17 protein-coding genes are annotated in these 18,921 nt (G+C 44.5%); all 17 read left to right on the forward strand.

The window, feature by feature from the left end:
- Positions 1-182 precede the first annotated feature (182 nt).
- Positions 183-449 carry an ACT domain-containing protein gene (locus P5Y91_RS10250; protein WP_003004214.1) on the forward strand — a complete coding sequence of 89 codons (267 nt, stop codon included), beginning with the start codon at positions 183-185 and terminating at the stop codon, positions 447-449.
- Positions 450-467: 18 nt separating this feature from the next.
- Positions 468-1,805 carry a PFL family protein gene (locus P5Y91_RS10255; RefSeq protein WP_277839414.1) on the forward strand — a complete coding sequence of 446 codons (1,338 nt, stop codon included), beginning with the start codon at positions 468-470 and terminating at the stop codon, positions 1,803-1,805.
- A gap of 81 nt (positions 1,806-1,886) precedes the next feature.
- Complete coding sequence (locus P5Y91_RS10260; protein WP_155125223.1) at positions 1,887-2,576, forward strand: histidine phosphatase family protein; 690 nt, start codon at positions 1,887-1,889, stop codon at positions 2,574-2,576.
- 122 nt (positions 2,577-2,698) lie between these two features.
- A complete protein-coding gene (locus P5Y91_RS10265; protein ID WP_045759108.1) occupies positions 2,699-3,400 on the forward strand; it encodes a histidine phosphatase family protein in 702 nt (233 codons plus the stop codon).
- The gene (locus P5Y91_RS10270; RefSeq protein ID WP_045759109.1) at positions 3,390-4,163 is read left to right on the forward strand and encodes a M15 family metallopeptidase; all 774 of its coding nucleotides are present in this window, start codon (positions 3,390-3,392) and stop codon (positions 4,161-4,163) included. The genes P5Y91_RS10265 and P5Y91_RS10270 overlap by 11 nt, the downstream gene beginning before the upstream one ends.
- 167 nt (positions 4,164-4,330) lie before the next feature.
- Positions 4,331-5,365: a heat-inducible transcriptional repressor HrcA gene (hrcA, locus tag P5Y91_RS10275; RefSeq protein WP_150905325.1), complete on the forward strand. Its 1,035-nt coding sequence runs from the start codon at positions 4,331-4,333 to the stop codon at positions 5,363-5,365.
- Positions 5,366-5,389: 24 nt separating this feature from the next.
- Complete coding sequence (grpE, locus tag P5Y91_RS10280) at positions 5,390-5,914, forward strand: nucleotide exchange factor GrpE (protein ID WP_301355021.1); 525 nt, start codon at positions 5,390-5,392, stop codon at positions 5,912-5,914.
- Positions 5,915-6,158: 244 nt separating this feature from the next.
- A complete protein-coding gene (gene dnaK, locus P5Y91_RS10285; RefSeq protein ID WP_049482638.1) occupies positions 6,159-7,982 on the forward strand; it encodes a molecular chaperone DnaK in 1,824 nt (607 codons plus the stop codon).
- Between the two features lie 169 nt (positions 7,983-8,151).
- Positions 8,152-8,784 (forward strand): DJ-1/PfpI family protein, encoded by a 633-nt coding sequence (locus tag P5Y91_RS10290; RefSeq protein WP_155125224.1) that lies wholly within the window; start codon positions 8,152-8,154, stop codon positions 8,782-8,784.
- Between the two features lie 154 nt (positions 8,785-8,938).
- Positions 8,939-10,072 (forward strand): molecular chaperone DnaJ, encoded by a 1,134-nt coding sequence (dnaJ, locus tag P5Y91_RS10295; RefSeq protein WP_003004734.1) that lies wholly within the window; start codon positions 8,939-8,941, stop codon positions 10,070-10,072.
- A 161-nt stretch (positions 10,073-10,233) separates the two neighbouring features.
- A complete protein-coding gene (locus P5Y91_RS10300) occupies positions 10,234-13,761 on the forward strand; it encodes a family 20 glycosylhydrolase (RefSeq protein WP_155125226.1) in 3,528 nt (1,175 codons plus the stop codon).
- 289 nt (positions 13,762-14,050) lie between these two features.
- Entirely contained in the window at positions 14,051-14,797 is a 747-nt protein-coding gene (gene truA, locus P5Y91_RS10305; RefSeq protein WP_155125227.1) for a tRNA pseudouridine(38-40) synthase TruA, read from the forward strand.
- On the forward strand, positions 14,790-15,551 hold the full coding sequence (locus P5Y91_RS10310) for a bifunctional hydroxymethylpyrimidine kinase/phosphomethylpyrimidine kinase (RefSeq protein ID WP_155125228.1): 762 nt from the start codon (positions 14,790-14,792) through the stop codon (positions 15,549-15,551). Before truA ends, P5Y91_RS10310 begins: the two co-directional genes overlap by 8 nt.
- Positions 15,541-16,011: an ECF transporter S component gene (locus P5Y91_RS10315; protein ID WP_003017988.1), complete on the forward strand. Its 471-nt coding sequence runs from the start codon at positions 15,541-15,543 to the stop codon at positions 16,009-16,011. The genes P5Y91_RS10310 and P5Y91_RS10315 overlap by 11 nt, the downstream gene beginning before the upstream one ends.
- A gap of 3 nt (positions 16,012-16,014) precedes the next feature.
- On the forward strand, positions 16,015-16,578 hold the full coding sequence (locus P5Y91_RS10320) for a TIGR01440 family protein (protein ID WP_155125229.1): 564 nt from the start codon (positions 16,015-16,017) through the stop codon (positions 16,576-16,578).
- Positions 16,579-16,706: 128 nt separating this feature from the next.
- A complete protein-coding gene (tig, locus tag P5Y91_RS10325; RefSeq protein ID WP_277839421.1) occupies positions 16,707-17,990 on the forward strand; it encodes a trigger factor in 1,284 nt (427 codons plus the stop codon).
- A gap of 226 nt (positions 17,991-18,216) precedes the next feature.
- A complete protein-coding gene (rpoE, locus tag P5Y91_RS10330; protein ID WP_003010182.1) occupies positions 18,217-18,801 on the forward strand; it encodes a DNA-directed RNA polymerase subunit delta in 585 nt (194 codons plus the stop codon).
- Positions 18,802-18,921: the final 120 nt, after the last annotated feature.

The following is an 18,921-nucleotide window of genomic DNA, read 5'->3' on the forward strand; positions in this document are numbered from 1 at the left end:
AGAGCCCACTCAACCACTGCGTCTTGCTCGACAATCCAAAAATAATTGAGAGGCTAGGACTTTTGTCCCAGCCTCTTTATTTTTTTATACACATAAAAATATACGAACGTTCCCAGTTGAGAAGGGCGATTTTAAGGGGATTGTGCTACAATGGAAGCAAATAGATAGAATGGAGCAGTGAAATGAAAGCAATTATTACAGTCGTTGGAAAAGACCAAAAAGGAATCGTAGCCGGTGTCGCAACGAAAGTGGCAGAATTGGGACTCAATATCGACGATATCTCTCAAACGGTATTGGATGAGTACTTTACCATGATGGCGGTTGTATCGTCAGATGAGAAAAAGGATTTCACGCAGCTTCGTTCAGAGTTGGAAGAATTCGGTCAGTCTCTTCATGTCAAAATCAATATCCAGAGCGCAGCGATTTTTGATGCCATGCACAATTTGTAAGATAGGGGTTGAGAATTTATGGATATTAAACAGGTAACAGAAACCATTGCCATGATTGAGGAGCAAAACTTTGATGTTCGGACCATCACCATGGGGATTTCACTTCTAGATTGTATTGATCCAGATATCGATAAGGCAGCAGAAAAAGTCTACAATAAGATTGTGACAAAGGCCAAAGATTTGGTGGCTGTTGGAGATGAGATTGCGGCAGAACTGGGTATTCCTATTGTCAACAAGCGGGTTTCGGTCACTCCGATTTCTATTATCGGGGCGGCAACCAATGCGACAGATTATGTACCCTTTGCCAAGGCGTTGGATCGTGCGGCTAAAGAGATCGGAATTAACTTTATCGGTGGCTTCTCAGCCCTGGTTCAAAAAGGCTACCAAAAGGGGGATGAGATCCTCATCAATTCTATTCCTCGAGCTCTTGCAGAGACGGATTTTGTCTGCTCTTCGGTTAACATCGGTTCCACTAAGACAGGGATCAATATGACAGCTGTCCGAGACATGGGTCGTATTATTAAAGAAGCCTCCCAAGCGGATCCAATGGGGCCAGGGAAACTGGTGGTCTTTGCCAATGCGGTAGAAGATAATCCTTTTATGGCGGGTGCCTTCCACGGTGTTGGTGAAGCGGATGTTGTCATCAACGTTGGGGTTTCAGGACCTGGTGTCGTCCAACGGGCGATTGAAAAAGTACCAGGCGCTAGCTTTGATGTATTGGCTGAAACCGTCAAGAAGACAGCTTTCAAGATCACACGTGTCGGCCAATTAGTGGGTCAAATGGCTAGTGAACGTCTAGGTGTTGAGTTTGGGATTGTAGACTTGTCTCTCGCGCCAACACCAGCTGTTGGGGATTCGGTTGCCCGTGTCCTTGAAGCCATGGGGCTTGAAGTAGTTGGAACCCATGGAACTACAGCAGCGCTAGCTCTGCTCAATGACCAAGTGAAAAAAGGCGGCATCATGGCTTGTAACCAAGTCGGTGGGTTGTCAGGTGCCTTCATTCCTGTCTCAGAAGATGAAGGGATGATTGCGGCGGTCCAATCAGGCCATATCAACCTGGAAAAATTGGAAGCTATGACAGCTATCTGTTCAGTCGGTCTAGATATGATTGCCATCCCAGCTGATACTCCAGATACAACCATTGCGGCCATGATCGCCGATGAAGCAGCTATCGGGGTCATCAACCAAAAGACAACAGCCGTTCGGATCATTCCTTATGGCAAGGAAGGCGATATGTTAGAGCTTGGTGGACTTCTTGGGTCTGCTCCGGTAATGAAGGTCAACAAGGCTTCGTCAGCTGATTTCATTGCCCGTGGTGGTCAAATTCCAGCTCCGGTTCATAGCTTTAAAAACTAAGAGAAATCTAGTATAATAGTAGAAAATAGAAAAGGCTGTGATGATAAAACTCCAGACTTTTTTCTTGCAAAAGGAGACAAGATGGCTAAAACAAGATTATTTGTGATTCGTCATGGGAGAACCATGTTTAATACCATTGACCGTGCTCAAGGTTGGTCCGATACACCCTTGACAGCAGAAGGAGAACGAGGGATTCAGGCTCTGGGAATCGGCTTGCGTGAGTCTGGTTTGGAGTTTACTCGAGCTTATTCCAGTGATTCAGGCCGTGCCATTCAGACCATGGGGATCATTCTCGATGAATTGGGCTTGAAAGACCAGATTCCTTATCGCTTTGACAAACGGATCCGCGAGTGGTGTTTTGGTAGCTTTGATGGGGCATACGTTGGGGAGCTCTTTCACGGTGTCGTGCCGCGCGTGCTAGATGTAGAGGATTATAAGACCTTGACCTTGGAAGACTTGGCCAATGGCATTTGCCAAGTGGACACAGCGAATTGGGCTGAACCTTGGGAAGTTTTGAAAGGCCGAATCTTAGAAGGTTTTGAAGCCATCGCCAAAGAAGTAGAAGAAAATGGTGGAGGCAATGCCTTGGTGGTCAGCCATAGTTGGACCATTCAGACCTTGGTCTGCTTGATCGAAGGAAAACCAAATCTCAATCTGCCTCTTTCAAACGGTAGTGTTACCCTTGTAGAATATGAAGATGGAAAATTGACGGTTAAGGGGGTTGGAGATAGCAGTTACCGTGAGGTAGGTGAAAGCTTGCAAGAATCCTAGTCCATCCTGAAAGGCTGACCCTTTGGTCATGCCTTTTCTTTCTCTCAAAACTTGTAAGAGCTTTCCTTCTTTCTTTTTGTAAAAAATGATATAATGAAAGAGATACATACGGAGGTAATAGAATGACAAAAACCAGATTATATATTGCTCGTCATGGAAAAACCATGTTTAATACCATTGGGCGAGCACAGGGCTGGTCAGACACTCCGCTGACAGAAGCAGGAGAGCGTGGGATTCGAGAATTAGGACTTGGTCTCAAGGAAGCTGGGCTTTCTTTTGAAGAGGCTGTTTCGAGTGATTCTGGACGCACCATTCAAACCATGGGAATTATTCTTCAAGAACTCGGTCTGACAGGGAAAATCCCTTATCGTTATGACAAACGGATCCGCGAGTGGTGTTTTGGTAGTTTTGACGGTGCTTATGATGGTGATCTCTTCATGGGGGTCTTACCTCGTGTCTTTAAGGTCGATGATTTCCATCAGTTGAGCCTAATGGAGTTAGCAGAAGGAATCGTCGAAGTGGATACCACTGGATGGGCTGAATCCTGGGGAGCCTTGAGTAGTCGGATCAAAGAAGGTTTTGAAGCCATCGCAAAAGAGGTCGAAGCAGCTGGCGGCGGCAATGCTATTGTGGTTAGCCATGGTATGACCATTACGACCTTGATTTATCTCATTGATCCAAAAGCAGTCGAAGAATTGGTCTTGGACAACGGAAGCGTGACAGTTTTGGCCTATGAGGATGGTGCTTTCAGTATTGAAAAGATTGGGGATCTATCTTATCGTAAGGTTGGAGCAAAACTTCTAGAGGGTGGCCATGACGAATAAGTATAGACGCGCAAGAAAAAAACGTAAGAAGTGGTGGCCTTACCTATTGAGTTTCTTTCTTCTTGTGGTCCTTGGATCAGGAATTGGTGCTTACTTAGCGAAACCAAGCTTGTTTTCAGGGCTTCAGTTTTGGAAGGCTAAAAAAACAGCTGTAACGACTCCCTCTTCTTCTAAGAAAAAGAAAGAAAAATCAGATTTACCAGCCGTTTCGACCAAAGACTGGCAGTTGATCTTGGTCAATCGTGACAATGTGAAGCCAGAGCTGAACCCACAATTGACAGATGTAGATGCTATCAAAGTGGATAGTCGGATTGTAGAACCAACTCGTCAATTCTTAGAAGCAGCTCGCAAAATTGCCCCAGAAGAAACCTTGATATCAGGCTATCGAAGTGTGGCCGAGCAAACAGAGCTCTATAATGAGCGTGTTGCGCAACTAGAGGCTAGCGGCCTTTCGCACGAAGAAGCTGAAAAGCAGGTGCAGACCCAGGTACAGGTCCCTGGTGCGAGTGAACACCAGACAGGACTTGCGATTGATATGAGTGTCGAAGCTGGTCAAAGTGATGAGTTGGGCTTGCAGTTGGCTGCCATCGCACCGCAATATGGCTTTGTTCTTCGCTACCCAGATGGGAAGAGCAACATCACGGGTGTGAACTTTGAGAATTGGCATTTCCGTTATGTTGGCGTAGAAAATGCTCAGTATATGGCCAAGCATCAGCTAGTATTGGAAGAATATATTCAGCTATTGAAAAAAGCTGGCAAATAAGAGGAGATTCACTTCTCTAGGTCTTAAGAATGATTTTTAGCACTCTTGAAAAAAGAGTGCTAATTTTTTGGATTTTTCTCTTGACTTTCTTTTGGATGGGTGTATAATAGAATCATGGTTTAGCACTTGAGTGTTCAGAGTGCTAAAAATGAAAGAGAGGTGAGGTCATGGTTACAGAACGTCAAAATGAGATTCTTAATCTTGTTGTCGATATCTTTACCAAGACCCACGAACCAGTCGGTTCAAAAGCACTGCAAGATGTTATTCAATCCAGTAGTGCGACCATCCGAAACGACATGGCTGCCCTCGAAAAGCAAGGCTTACTAGAAAAAGCCCACACTTCGAGTGGACGGCTGCCTAGCCGAGCTGGTTTCCAATATTTTGTTCAGAACTCGCTTGATCTAGAGCTGATTGATGAGCAAGATGTCTACCAGGTGGTGAAAGCCTTTGATTTCGAAGCCTTTAAGTTAGACGATATCTTGGATGCTACGGCCAAGTTACTAGCCCAGATGACGGGTTACACCGCAGTGATTCAGGATGTTGAACCGACACGTCAGCGCTTGACTGGTTTTGAAATTGTTCCATTATCCAATCACGATGCCTTAGCAGTTCTGACCTTGGATGAATCAAAGCCTGTCACCGTCCAGTTTGCCATTCCAAAGAATTTCTTAACCAGTGACTTGGAAATCTTCCATCAGCTGGTTCAAGAACGCTTCATTGGAAATACAGTTTTGGATATCCACTACCGCTTGCGGACGGAGATTCCACAGATTGTACAGCGCTATTTCAAGACGACAGACAATGTGCTGGATCTCTTTGATTACGTCTTCTCGCAACTGTTTCAAGAACTGGTCTTTGTAGAAGGAAAGGTTTCATCATTAACCTACGCCGATCTTCAGACCTATCAGTTCTTAGACAATCCCCAACATGTGGCCTTGGAGTTGCGAGGGGGAATGCCAGAAGACCAAATGACCCAGATCCTGGTTGCGGAATCCCAAGAGAAGGCCTTGAAAAATGTGACAGTGATTAGTCACAAGTTCTTAGTTCCTTATCGTGGGATGGCCCTCATGCATGTGATCGGTCCCGTAGAGATGGACTACAGGCGTGTGATAAGCCTGGTCAATGTTATCGGCCGAGTACTGGTCATGAAGTTGACGGATTACTACCGTTACCTCAATAGCAACCATTATGAAGTAAATTAAGACTAAATGAAAGGGGTGTATGCCTTGACAGAAGATATCAAAAAAGAAGACGTGAAAGAAGAGGAAGTTGCCCAAACAACTGAAGAAGTTGTAGAGGAAAGCAACCAACCTTCTGAGTTAGAAGAAGCACAAGCGCGTGCCGAAGAATTTGAAAACAAATACCTTCGTGCTCATGCAGAAATGCAAAACATTCAGCGCCGTGCTAATGAAGAACGTCAACAATTACAAAAATACCGTAGCCAAGATTTGGCAAAAGCGATCTTACCATCACTGGACAACCTCGAACGCGCCCTTGCCGTCGAAGGATTGACAGATGATGTGAAGAAGGGCTTGGAAATGGTCCAAGAAAGTTTGGTACATGCTCTGAAAGAAGAAGGAATCGAAGAAATTCCAGCGGACGGAGCCTTTGACCATAACTACCACATGGCCATCCAAACCTTACCTGCAGATGACGAACATCCAGCAGACACTATCGCACAAGTCTTCCAAAAAGGCTACAAACTCCATGACCGCATCCTTCGCCCAGCCATGGTAGTGGTTTATAACTAGGCTGTCTTGTCCGAAACGACACTAAACTATGAAAGAAAGATAAGACGCAAGCCGGAGGCTTGCAAGGAATATATTTCCCGCCGTGGTGAAAGTTTCAGTAGCTTGTGCTACTGAAACAGGGGATTTTTGAGACAGTAGGCTCAAAAATAAGTGATGAAATCCCGAAGGGAGTTGCTCACGTCCCCACCACTTAAGGGAAATATCAAAAAGAAAAAAAGAGAAAAAACAACGAGGAGAAAAACATATGTCTAAAATTATCGGTATTGACTTAGGTACAACAAACTCAGCAGTAGCAGTTCTTGAAGGAACTGAATCAAAAATCATCGCAAACCCAGAAGGAAACCGCACAACTCCATCTGTTGTGTCATTCAAAAACGGTGAAATCATCGTTGGTGACGCTGCAAAACGTCAAGCAGTCACAAACCCAGATACCATCATCTCTATCAAATCTAAGATGGGTACTTCTGAAAAAGTTTCTGCAAACGGTAAAGAATACACACCACAAGAAATTTCAGCTATGATTCTTCAATACTTGAAAGGTTACGCTGAAGATTACCTTGGTGAAAAAGTAACGAAAGCAGTTATCACAGTTCCTGCTTACTTCAACGATGCACAACGTCAAGCAACTAAAGACGCTGGTAAAATCGCTGGTCTTGAAGTAGAACGTATCGTCAACGAACCAACAGCAGCAGCCCTTGCTTATGGTTTGGATAAGACTGATAAAGAAGAAAAAATCTTGGTATTCGACCTTGGTGGTGGTACATTCGACGTATCTATCCTTGAATTGGGTGATGGTGTCTTTGATGTATTGGCAACTGCAGGGGATAACAAACTCGGTGGTGACGACTTTGACCAAAAAATCATCGACTACATGGTTGAAGAATTCAAGAAAGAAAATGGTATCGACTTGTCAACAGACAAGATGGCGCTTCAACGTTTGAAAGATGCAGCTGAAAAAGCGAAGAAAGACCTTTCTGGTGTGACTTCAACTCAAATCAGCTTGCCATTCATCACTGCAGGCGCTGCTGGACCTCTTCACTTGGAAATGACCTTGACTCGTGCGAAATTCGATGATTTGACTCGTGACCTTGTAGAACGTACGAAAACTCCAGTTCGCCAAGCCCTTTCAGATGCAGGTTTGAGCTTGTCAGATATCGACGAAGTCATCCTTGTCGGTGGTTCAACTCGTATCCCTGCCGTTGTAGAAGCTGTTAAAGCTGAAACTGGTAAAGAACCAAACAAATCAGTGAACCCTGACGAAGTAGTGGCTATGGGTGCTGCTATCCAAGGTGGTGTGATCACTGGTGACGTCAAAGACGTTGTCCTTCTTGACGTAACGCCATTGTCACTTGGTATCGAAACAATGGGTGGAGTCTTCACAAAACTCATCGACCGCAACACAACAATTCCAACATCTAAATCACAAGTCTTCTCAACTGCAGCAGATAACCAACCAGCCGTTGATATCCACGTTCTTCAAGGGGAACGCCCAATGGCAGCAGATAACAAGACTCTGGGACGTTTCCAATTGACTGATATCCCAGCTGCACCTCGTGGAATTCCTCAAATCGAAGTAACTTTCGACATCGACAAGAACGGTATCGTATCTGTTAAGGCGAAAGACCTTGGAACTCAAAAAGAACAAACGATCGTTATCCAATCAAACTCAGGTTTGACAGATGAAGAAATCGACCGCATGATGAAAGATGCAGAAGCTAACGCTGAAGCAGATAAGAAACGTAAAGAAGAAGTAGACCTTCGTAACGAAGTAGACCAAGCTATCTTTGCGACTGAAAAGACAATCAAGGAAACTGAAGGCAAAGGCTTTGATGCAGAACGTGACGCGGCTCAAGCAGGACTTGATGATCTTAAGAAAGCTCAAGAATCAGGTAACCTTGAAGAAATGAAAGCAAAACTTGAAGCCTTGAACGAAAAAGCACAAGCATTGGCTGTTAAACTCTACGAACAAGCTGCAGCAGCGCAACAAGCCCAAGCAGGAGCAGAAGGCGCACAAGCAGCAGGAAACGCAGGCGATGACGTCGTAGACGGAGAGTTTACGGAGAAGTAAAACAATCCAGTGGATTGTTTTAGCGGAACCTCCTGAAATAAAGAAAGGTTCCGAGATTTGAGGATTCCTTTAAGCCGAAACTCAATTCAGCCTAACTAGTAAATGATAAAAAGAAATCCAGAGGTTGCAACCCAGCCTCTGTTTTTCGGTAAAATAGAGGATGTTGCGTATGAAAAAAGTACTTTGTTTGATTTATCCTAATTTTTCTCTTTATGAGATAACTGCTTTAACGAGTACTTTAGCTCTGTCTTTTGATGTTACGATTGATTATGCTGCTTCAGATCATTCGATGGTGGTCTCTGAGGATGGCTTACCCTGTCAACCAACGAAAACACTAGATCAAATCCGTATTGAAGAGTATTCTTGCGTGATTTTGCCCGGGATGGTCAACATAGGACCTGCCCTACAGGATGGAAAATTGATTTCGTTCTTGAGGGACCTTGGTGAGCAAGATATCCTCGTTGCAGCCATTTCTTCAGCGCCTCTTTTATTAGCGAAAGCAGGTCTGTTGAAGGACACGAAATATACAGGTGGAATTTGGCAAAACTTCTTTGACTATTTTGAGTTTCTTCCACGTGAAAATTTCCAACCCAAACTGGTTGTGCAAGATAAACAAATCATTACGGCTATCGGTTTTGCCCATCAAGAGTTTGCAAGAAAAGTGATTCTAAGTTTAGGCTTGGCAGAGAATACGGACAACTATTTTAAAGAACGAAACGACTACTCAGAAGAGGATTTGATATTTACTCTATCGGACCAAGACTTTGATCAAGTGAAGCGAAGTATAGAAAACAGCCTCTAAAGATTTACATGAAAATTATAGAAAGGAACAAAGAGCGTTCGGGGAATTGAACTCGAGCGGAAAGCTTGGAAATTAGATAAACCGCCTAAGAAATCAGGATTTCTTGTCGGTTTCCTAAATTTCAGTCGCTTTCTGTTCGCTCTTAGTATCTTGTATGAACAATACTGAATTTTATGACCGTTTGGGCGTTTCAAAGAATGCATCTCAAGATGAGATCAAGAAAGCCTATCGGAAATTATCTAAAAAATATCACCCAGATATCAACAAGGAGCCTGGTGCTGAGGAAAAGTACAAGGAAGTTCAAGAAGCTTATGAGACTTTGAGTGACGAGCAAAAACGGGCTGCTTATGACCAATATGGTGCTGCAGGTGCCAATGGTGGCTTCGGTGGCGGAGCAGGTGGTTTTGGTGGCTTTGATGGTGCTGGTTTTGGTGGCTTTGAAGATATCTTCTCTAGCTTCTTTGGTGGTGGTGCAAGTCGTAATCCAAATGCACCTCGTCAAGGGGATGACCTCCAATACCGCGTCAATCTCAAGTTTGAAGAAGCGATTTTTGGTGCGGAAAAAGAAGTCAAGTACCATCGGGAAGCTAGCTGCCATACCTGTCATGGTTCTGGAGCTAAGCCAGGGACTAGTCCGGTGACCTGTGGACGCTGTCATGGTTCTGGAGTCATCAATGTGGATACGCAAACCCCTCTTGGGATGATGCGCCGTCAAGTGACCTGTGATGTCTGTCATGGTCGTGGCCAAGAAATCAAAGATCCATGTACGACTTGTCGTGGAACAGGTCATGAAAAACAAGCTCATAGCGTGAACGTTAAGATTCCTGCCGGAGTTGAAACAGGTCAACAAATCCGCTTAGCAGGTCAAGGAGAAGCCGGCTTTAACGGTGGACCTTATGGTGACTTGTATGTCGTTGTCAATGTTGAGCCGAGCGATCGCTTCGAACGAGATGGCTCAACCATCTACTACAAGTTAGACTTGAACTTTGTCCAAGCAGCTCTTGGAGATACGGTCCATGTGCCAACTGTTCACGGAGATGTCGATTTGGTCATTCCTGAAGGAACCCAAACTGGTAAGAAATTCCGCCTCCGTGGAAAAGGGGCTCCAAGCTTACGTGGTGGTGCCATGGGAGATCAATATGTATCCGTCAATGTCGTCACCCCAACTGGTTTAAATGACAAGCAAAAAGAAGCCCTTCAAGCCTTTGCAGAAGCAAGTGATTTGAAGGTCAACCCAAAGAAAAAAGGGTTCTTTGACAAGGTCAAAGATGCTTTAGATGATTTATAAAAATGAACGAGTTTCCTTTTGAGTAAGGGGCTCGTTTTATTTTGGATCGAATCCAAGAACTTCCTCTCCTAATTAAAGAATAATGTGACCCCTCATTGAATTTATTAAGATATCGTGGTAAATTTGAGAAAACGATTACAAAGACAATTTAGGAGGTCCTGATGAAATCACATCAACCACGTTATGCGATTCGCAAGTATGCAGTAGGAGCTGCTTCGGTGCTCATAGGATTTTTTGCTGGTGCTCATGTTGTATCGGCAGATACGACGAGCGTTACAGACAGCCCTTCAACGACAGTTCCAACTAAGCCAAGCGAGGGTGAGTCAACGATTTCTCTTAATGAGGAAGCTTCTCAGCCAACAGTAGAAAAACCAACGGCTCCTGCCCCAATCGTCGATCAAAGTCAACCGACACTGCCTGATCGTGAATTGCGGGTATCAGATCTTGACCGTTTGATTCGCGAAGAAGCAAGTTCTGTCGCAGAGTCGGATGTGGCAGCTCAACCAGCGACGGAAACGCCTGCTAAAGATCCTGATCAGGAAGAAAAATTAGCCAAGAAAAAGATTGTTTCGATCGATGCCGGTCGCAAGTACTTCTCACCAGAGCAAATCAAGGAAATCATTGATGAAGCTAGTAAGACGGGCTATACAGACTTGCATCTTCTAGTTGGAAATGACGGCTTGCGCTTTGTGCTGGATGATATGTCTTTGAAAGTGGGAGATACTTCTTATTCTAGCCAAGCCGTGACAGATGCGGTTGAAAAAGGGACAAAAGCTTATTACGATGATCCGAACGGGACAGCCTTGACCCAGGCTCAAATGGATGATATTTTGGCCTACGCCAAATCGAAGAAAGTAGGTGTCATCCCAACCATTAATAGTCCAGGTCACATGGATGCGATTCTGACAGCCATGGAACAATTGGGGATCGAAAATCCTCACTTTAATTATTTTGGTACAAAGAAATCAGCTCGGACAGTTGATTTGGACAACAAAAAAGCCTTAGACTTTACCAAGGCTTTGGTAGACAAGTATGCGGCTTATTTCAGCGGCAAGGCAGACATTTTTAACATTGGTTTGGATGAATATGCTAACGATGCTACAGATGCCCATGGCTGGCAGGTTCTCCAAGCCAGCAAGCATTGGCCAGGTGAAGGCTATCCAGAAAAAGGCTATGAAAAATTCATCCAATACGCCAATGATCTAGCAGCTATTGTGAAAAAACACAAGATGAAACCAATGGCCTTTAATGACGGAATCTACTACAATGGCGATACTTCCTATGGCACTTTTGACAAGGATATCATTGTGTCCTACTGGACAGGTGGCTGGAACGGCTATGATGTCGCTTCTTCAAAACTCTTGTCTGAACTAGGTCATCAGATTCTTAATACCAATGATGCTTGGTATTATGTGCTTGGACGGGACAAGGCTGGATCTGGTTGGTACAACCTGGATCAAGGTCTCGAAGGAATTTCCAAGTCAGCGATTGATGTGGTTCAAAAAAATGATGGAGCTAAGGTGCCCTTCATCGGTGGCATGGTAGCTGCCTGGGCAGATACGCCATCCGCAACCTACAAAAAAGACCTTCTCTTTAAGCTCATGCATGCCTTCGCGGACAAAAATGCAGACTACTTTGTAGCAGATCCTGAAGTCGTTGAAAAAGCTCTTTCAGAAGCTCCAACTGATTTGGACCACTATACACCGGAATCTCTAGTAGCCTTTACGGCAGCTAAAAAAGCTTTAGAAGGGGCAGGAACAAATACCACTCGAGCAGAGGCCAAAACTTTGATCGACCATCTCAAAGCAGCTCAAGATGCTTTGGTGTATACGGAAAGCTACGCGAAAGAAGTTGCAGCAAAAGAAGCGGAAGAAAAACTTGCCATGAAGAAGGTCATCTCGATCGATGCAGGCCGCAAATACTTCTCACTGGATCAATTGAAACGGATCGTAGATAAGGCCAGTGAGTTGGGTTATTCTGACTTGCACCTCCTTGTCGGAAACGATGGTATGCGCTTCGTACTCGATGATATGACGGTGGAAGCCAATGGCAAAACCTATGCCAGTGATGATGTGAAAAAGGCTATTTTAGAAGGCACCAAGGCCTATTACGATGATCCAAATGGTCAAGCCTTGACTCAAGCAGAAATGGATGAACTCCATGCTTATGCGACTGCGAAAGGAATCGGCTTGATTGCGGCAGTCAATAGTCCTGGACACATGGATGCTTTGTTGGTGGCCATGGAAAAATTGGGCATTGAAAATCCACAAGCCAGCTTTGATACGGTTTCAAAAACAACCATGGATTTGACCAATGAAGCAGCAGTCAACTTTACCAAAGCCTTGATTGGCAAGTACATGGACTACTTCAAAGACAAGTCTAAGATCTTTAACTACGGAACAGATGAATATGCCAATGACGCTACCAGTGCGCAAGGTTGGTACTACCTCAAGTGGTATGACCTCTATGGTAAGTTTGCGGAGTATTCCAATAGTCTTGCAGCCATGGCGCGTGAAAAAGGCTTGCAGCCAATGGCCTTTAACGATGGCTTCTATTATGGAGATGAAGACGATGTTGCCTTTGACAAGGACGTCTTGATTTCATACTGGTCTAAAGGATGGTGGGGCTATAACCTCGCATCTCCACAGTATTTGGCAGATAAGGGTTATAAATTCCTTAACACCAACGGAGACTGGTACTATGTTTTGGGCCACAAAGGTGACCAAAGTTATCCGCTCGAAAAAGCTATTCAAAATACAGAAACTGTTCCGTTTGAACAGTTAGCTTCAACCAAGTACCCTGATGTCAAATTACCGACATCCGGAAGTATGTTGGGAATTTGGGCTGATGAGCCGGCCAATGAATACAAGGAAGAAGAAGTCTTCCAGGTCATGGAAGCTTTTGCCAACCACAACAAGGACTATTTCAAAGCAGACTTCACTGCTCTTAGAAAAGCAGTTGCTACGGTGCCAACAGATCTAGACATTTACACACCAGAATCTCGCGCAGCACTTGCGAAAGTCTTAGATAGCTTGAATTGGAATGTGAGCCGTGCTCATCAAGATCAGGTGGATCAAGAAGTGGCTGCTCTAACCCAAGCCCTTGCGGGGCTCAAGCCAATCACGCAAGTAGGTAGCCTGGCTGAAAATGACGTCAAAGCCCTAGTGGAAGACAAACCAAGTCTTGAAATCGTAGAAAAAGAGCTTGATTTTGACCTTGTGGAACGGACCAATCCAGATCTCGCTAAAGGAGAACGCAAAGTGATCCAGGCTGGAGTTAAAGGGCAAGGTCTTGAGTATGTAGAGGTTTCGGCACTTGATCAAAGTCGAAAAGTGATCGCTACAGAAGTTGCTAAAGAGCCAGTTGCAGAAATTGTTGAAGTCGGTACCAAAGAAATTGTGATCCCAACAAGCCCTTCCGTAGAAGCACCAGTGAAATCAGACTTGCTCGTAAACAAAGTGGTTCCAGAACCTTCAACGCCTCAAGTGATCTCGAAAGATCAACCAGTAGCACCAGTAAATACCCCAACGCCAATTCCAGCAGCTGTAGAAAAAGAGGTTCGTTCAGAAGCAGTATCTTCTAACAAGCAACTCCCAGAAACAGGAGTGGAATCTGCACTTGGACTCGCTTTACTAGGAGCGATCTTAGGAGCAGCAGGAATGGACTTGAAAAATAAAAAAAGAGACTAAGACCTAGTAGATTTGTAACAGGTCGAAGTTAGGAGAGTGGAACAGAAATCGGTAATTCGTTAGAATTCGATTTCGTCGTCCCACCTCCGCACAGTTGAGTAGGGCTGTAAAAGCTGATGAAATCAGCGTAGTAGAGCCCACTCAACCACTGCGTCTTGCTCTACAATCCAAAAACAATTGAGAGGCTAGGACTTTTGTCCCAGCCTCTTTTTGTGCTCGCAAAACTGTACCCGGACAGTTTGAGTTTTTCACTCTTGTAACCCCTTCTATATCCTGCTAAAATAAAACCATGACACGATACAAAGCAACCATTTCATATGACGGGACCTTGTTTGCAGGGTTTCAACGCCAACCGCATGCTCGTAGTGTGCAAGAAGAAATCGAAAAGACCTTGACGCGTCTTAATCAAGGAACCCCTGTTACCGTTCATGGAGCGGGACGAACGGATTCCGGTGTCCATGCTCTTGGCCAGGTGATTCATTTTGATCTCCCTCAAGCGCGGGACGAGGAGAAGCTCCGCTTTGCCCTCGATACCCAAACCCCAGAGGATATTGATTTCATCCGAGTGGAGCAAGTAGAAGATAACTTTCACTCACGCTACAAGAAGCACAGCAAGACCTATGAATTTATCGTGGATTATGGTCGTCCCAAGAACCCCATGATGCGCCACTATGCCACCCACTACCCTTATCCTTTGGATGTGGAAAAGATGCAAGCGGCCATCCAAAAGTTGGAGGGAACCCATGATTTCACCGGTTTCACAGCTTCAGGAACCAGTGTGGAAGACAAGGTTCGTACGATTACAGAGGCTCGCTTGGTCGAGGACGCAGAACATCATCGCCTTGTCTTTACCTTTTCGGGCAATGGTTTTCTCTACAAGCAAATCCGCAATATGGTGGGAACTTTGTTGAAGATTGGAAATGATCGGATGCCGATCGAGCAGATCGATCTGATTTTGGAAAAGAAGGACCGCAATCTTGCAGGTCCTACAGCAGCGCCAAATGGCTTATATTTAAAGGAGATCCGTTATGAGTAATGAATTGATTCTAGCTATTTCAGGAAATGATATTTTTAGTGGAGGAGGTCTTCATGCAGACCTTGCAACCTATACAACCAACAAACAGCATGGTTTTGTAGCGGTGACTTGTTTGACCGCTATGACGGAGAACGGTTTTGAAGTGATTCCGGTGGATCCGACGACCTTTGCTCAACAGCTCAACTCTCTCAAGAATGTTCCTTTTTCTGCTATTAAACTCGGTCTTTTGCCAGATGTTGAAGTGGCAGACTTGGCCTTGGACTATGTCAAAGCCCATGCGGAGATCCCAGTGGTACTAGATCCTGTCTTGGTCTGCAAGGAAAGCCATGATGTGGAAGTTTCAGCTCTTCGAGACGAATTGATTAAGTTCTTCCCTTATGTGACCATTATCACGCCAAACTTACCAGAAGCTGAGATCTTGACCCAAAGCAAGATTCAATCGCTCGATGATATGAAGGAGGCAGCGCGCAAGCTCCACGAATTAGGTGCAGCGAATGTCGTGGTCAAAGGAGGCAATCGTCTCAATAAAGAAAAGGCCATCGATGTCTTTTATGATGGGACAGACTTCACCGTCATTGAAGAGCCAGTCTTGGAAAAGAACAATACAGGAGCTGGTTGTACCTTTGCGTCTAGCATTTCCAGCCAGTTGGTGCAAGGGAAATCACCGCTTGAAGCTGTTAAAGCCTCTAAAGACTTTGTTTTCCAAGCGATTCAACATTCAGACCAGTATGGAGTAGTACAATATGACATCTAATCGAACTCAACTCATTGCCCGCCTTTCTATTTTGACAGCCTTGACAGTTGTGCTTGGCTACTATACCAAACTCCCAACTCCCACAGGGATCGTCACCCTGTTAGATCTTGGTGCCTATTTCACAGCCTTCTATTTTGGGCGTAAGGAAGGTGCGATTGTCGGTGGTGTCGGAGCCTTCCTACTCGACCTGATTTCAGGCTATCCTCAGTGGATGTTCTTTAGCCTCCTCTTTCACGGGGGACAAGGCTATTTCGCTGGCTTCAAGGGCAAAGCTCGTTACCTAGGCTTGCTCCTTGCAACAGTCGTCATGGTAGGTGGTTACGCACTAGCTTCTGCCCTCTTTTTGGGTAATGGTTGGGGTGCTGCTATCTCGGACATTCCGAATAACCTCGCTCAGAATTTTGTTGGAATGGCTTTAGGCTATGTGGTCTATTATGCATTTCAAAAGAAAGGAAGCTAATTCATGGATCTGGAGCAACTGAAGAAGGATACGAAAGAAATCCTGGTAGATGTCTTGGGAAAAAGCCGTCTCCGCCAAGGACAGATTCTAGTCCTCGGGATGTCTTCCAGTGAAGTTGCAGGGGGGCAAATAGGAAAGGCCTCCAATATCGACATTGGTGAAGCTATTGTCCAGACCTTGCTAGATGAGTTGAATCCAAGGGGGATTTATCTGGCGGTACAAGGATGTGAGCATCTCAATCGCGCCTTGGTGGTCGAAAGAGAATTGGCAGATAAGAAAGAGCTAGAAATCGTCAATGTCCTTCCGAGTCTCCATGCAGGGGGGGCTGGACAACTCGCAGCTTTCAAGTATTTTAAGGATCCTGTGGAGGTGGAATTTATCACAGCCCAAGCCGGGTTAGACATCGGAGATACCTCAGTGGGGATGCATGTCAAACACGTGCAAGTTCCGATTCGTCCTGTCTTGCGTGAACTGGGTGGCGCCCATGTCACAGCCCTCGCCAGTCGGCCAAAATTAATCGGCGGTGCCCGTGCTCTCTACCTCGATGATCCCATCCGAAAATCATAATCAGAACTAGCTTTTAAGGGCTAGTTTTTTTGGATGAAAAGAGAGGCAAAAACGTTTTAAAACTTGCAATTTCAAAGTTTTGTGGTAAAATTATAAGGAATGACTATATTATTTTAAGGAGAGACAGAATGTCTGTATCATTTGAAAACAAAGAAACTAACCACGGTGTATTGACTTTCACCATCAGCCAAGAGCAAATCAAACCTGCTTTGGACCGTGTGTTTGAGTCTGTTAAGAAAACCTTGAACGTACCTGGATTCCGTAAAGGTCATATTCCACGTCCAATCTTCAACCAACGTTTTGGTGAAGAAGCTCTTTACCAAGATGCTTTGAACGATCTTCTTCCAGCAGCATACGAAGCAGCTGTTAAAGAAGCTGGAATCGAAGTTGTAGCACAACCAACTTTCGATGTTGTATCTATGGAAAAAGGTCAAGACTGGACATTGACAGCAGCTGTTGTAACAAAACCTGAAGTAAAATTGGGTGCTTACAAAGACCTTGAAGTATCAGTAGAAGTTTCTAAAGAAGTAACAGACGCTGATGTGGATGCTCGTATCGAACGCGAACGCAACAATTTGGCTGAATTGGTTGTTAAAGAAGGTGCTGCAGCAGAAGGCGATACAGTTGTAATCGACTTCGTTGGATCTATCGACGGTGTTGAATTCGACGGTGGTAAAGGTGACAACTTCTCACTCGGACTTGGTTCAGGTCAATTCATCCCAGGTTTCGAAGACCAATTGGTTGGACACTCTGCTGGTGAAACAGTTGACGTCATCGTAACATTCCCAGAAGACTACCAAGCAGCTGACCTTGCAGGTAAAGAAGCGAAATTCGTGACAACGATCCACGAAGTAAAAGCAAAAGAAGTACCAGCTCTTGACGATGAATTGGCAAAAGACATCGACGAAGAAGTTGAAACTCTTGCTGAATTGAAAGAAAAATACCGCAAAGAGTTGGCAGAAGCTAAAGAAGAAGCATACAACGATGCAGTAGAAGCAGCAGCAATCGATCTTGCTGTTGAAAATGCTGAAATCGTTGAACTTCCAGAAGAAATGATCCACGAAGAAGTACACCGTTCAATCAACGAATTCCTTGGAAACATGCAACGTCAAGGTATCTCACCTGAAATGTACTTCCAAATCACTGGAACAACTCAAGAAGATCTTCACAAACAATACGAAGCAGAAGCTGAAAGCCACACGAAGACAAACCTTGTGGTTGAAGCAGTAGCCAAAGCAGAAGGCTTCGAAGCAACTGAAGAAGAAATCAACGCTGAAATCGAACAATTGGCAGCAGATTACAATATGCCAGTTGAACAAGTTCGCAACCTTCTTTCACCAGAAATGTTGAAACATGACATCACAGTGAAGAAAGCCGTGAACGTAATCACAAGCACAGCAAAAGTTAAATAATTGAGATTAAAAAGAAGAGCCGTGAGGCTCTTCTTTTTTCTGATTTCATGGAGAATCCTGGAATTTTCCTTTGACGAAAGGGGAAATTTATCGTACAATAGAGTGTAACGATAAAATGCGTGATAGATTTAGTAACGAGAAGTTTTCAATCTATCATCGAGGATAGGATGAGGTTTAAGACCCGATCCTTCTCCATTTAGGAAATGAAACATAAGGAGATTTACCCTTGGAATTAGAAGTATTTGCTGGACAAGAAAAAAGTGAACTTTCTATGATTGAAGTGGCGCGTGCGATTTTGGAATTACGCGGACGTGACCATGAAATGTACTTTAGCGATCTTGTAAATGAAATTCAAAATTACCTTGAAAAATCAAACAGCGAGATCCGTGAAGCTCTTCCATTGTTCTACACAGAATTGAATGTAGATGGAAGCTTTATCCCGCTTGGAGATAACAAATGGGGTCTTCGTTCATGGTATGCCATCGATGAAGTTGACGAAGAAATCATCGCTCTTGAAGAAACAGACGAAGATGAAACTCCTAAGAAACGGAAGAAAAAACGTGTCAATGCCTTCATGGATGGAGACGAAGATGCGATCGACTACAACGACGACGATCCAGAAGACGAAGAAGTTTACGAAGCAGATCCAGCTCTTTCATATGATGAAGAAAATCCAGACGATGAAAAGAGTGAAGTCGAAGCTTACGATGCTGAAATCAATGAAATCGTACCAGATGATTTGGGTGAGGAAGTTGAATTAAGCGAAGAAGACGACGAAGAAGAGGATTCTGAAGACGAGGAAGAAGAATAATTCATAAGAAGAGGCTGGGACAAAAGTCCTAGCCTCTCAATTGTTTTTGGATTGTCGAGCAAGACGCAGTGGTTGAGTGGGCTCTACTACGCTGCTTTCATCAGCTTTTACAGCCCTACT

It is taken from the genome of Streptococcus taoyuanensis (genome assembly GCF_029589235.1).
GTDB lineage: Bacteria > Bacillota > Bacilli > Lactobacillales > Streptococcaceae > Streptococcus > Streptococcus taoyuanensis.

Coding starts and splice junctions, on each gene's coding strand:
- P5Y91_RS10270 (WP_045759109.1), top strand. CDS start 3,390: ATGACGAATAAGTATAGACGCGCAAGAAAAAAACGTAAGAAGTGGTGG.
- P5Y91_RS10315 (WP_003017988.1), top strand. CDS start 15,541: ATGACATCTAATCGAACTCAACTCATTGCCCGCCTTTCTATTTTGACA.
- P5Y91_RS10310 (WP_155125228.1), top strand. CDS start 14,790: ATGAGTAATGAATTGATTCTAGCTATTTCAGGAAATGATATTTTTAGT.
- P5Y91_RS10260 (WP_155125223.1), top strand. CDS start 1,887: ATGGCTAAAACAAGATTATTTGTGATTCGTCATGGGAGAACCATGTTT.
- dnaK (WP_049482638.1), top strand. CDS start 6,159: ATGTCTAAAATTATCGGTATTGACTTAGGTACAACAAACTCAGCAGTA.
- P5Y91_RS10265 (WP_045759108.1), top strand. CDS start 2,699: ATGACAAAAACCAGATTATATATTGCTCGTCATGGAAAAACCATGTTT.
- hrcA (WP_150905325.1), top strand. CDS start 4,331: ATGGTTACAGAACGTCAAAATGAGATTCTTAATCTTGTTGTCGATATC.
- P5Y91_RS10290 (WP_155125224.1), top strand. CDS start 8,152: ATGAAAAAAGTACTTTGTTTGATTTATCCTAATTTTTCTCTTTATGAG.
- P5Y91_RS10255 (WP_277839414.1), top strand. CDS start 468: ATGGATATTAAACAGGTAACAGAAACCATTGCCATGATTGAGGAGCAA.
- truA (WP_155125227.1), top strand. CDS start 14,051: ATGACACGATACAAAGCAACCATTTCATATGACGGGACCTTGTTTGCA.
- P5Y91_RS10300 (WP_155125226.1), top strand. CDS start 10,234: ATGAAATCACATCAACCACGTTATGCGATTCGCAAGTATGCAGTAGGA.
- tig (WP_277839421.1), top strand. CDS start 16,707: ATGTCTGTATCATTTGAAAACAAAGAAACTAACCACGGTGTATTGACT.
- P5Y91_RS10250 (WP_003004214.1), top strand. CDS start 183: ATGAAAGCAATTATTACAGTCGTTGGAAAAGACCAAAAAGGAATCGTA.
- dnaJ (WP_003004734.1), top strand. CDS start 8,939: ATGAACAATACTGAATTTTATGACCGTTTGGGCGTTTCAAAGAATGCA.
- P5Y91_RS10320 (WP_155125229.1), top strand. CDS start 16,015: ATGGATCTGGAGCAACTGAAGAAGGATACGAAAGAAATCCTGGTAGAT.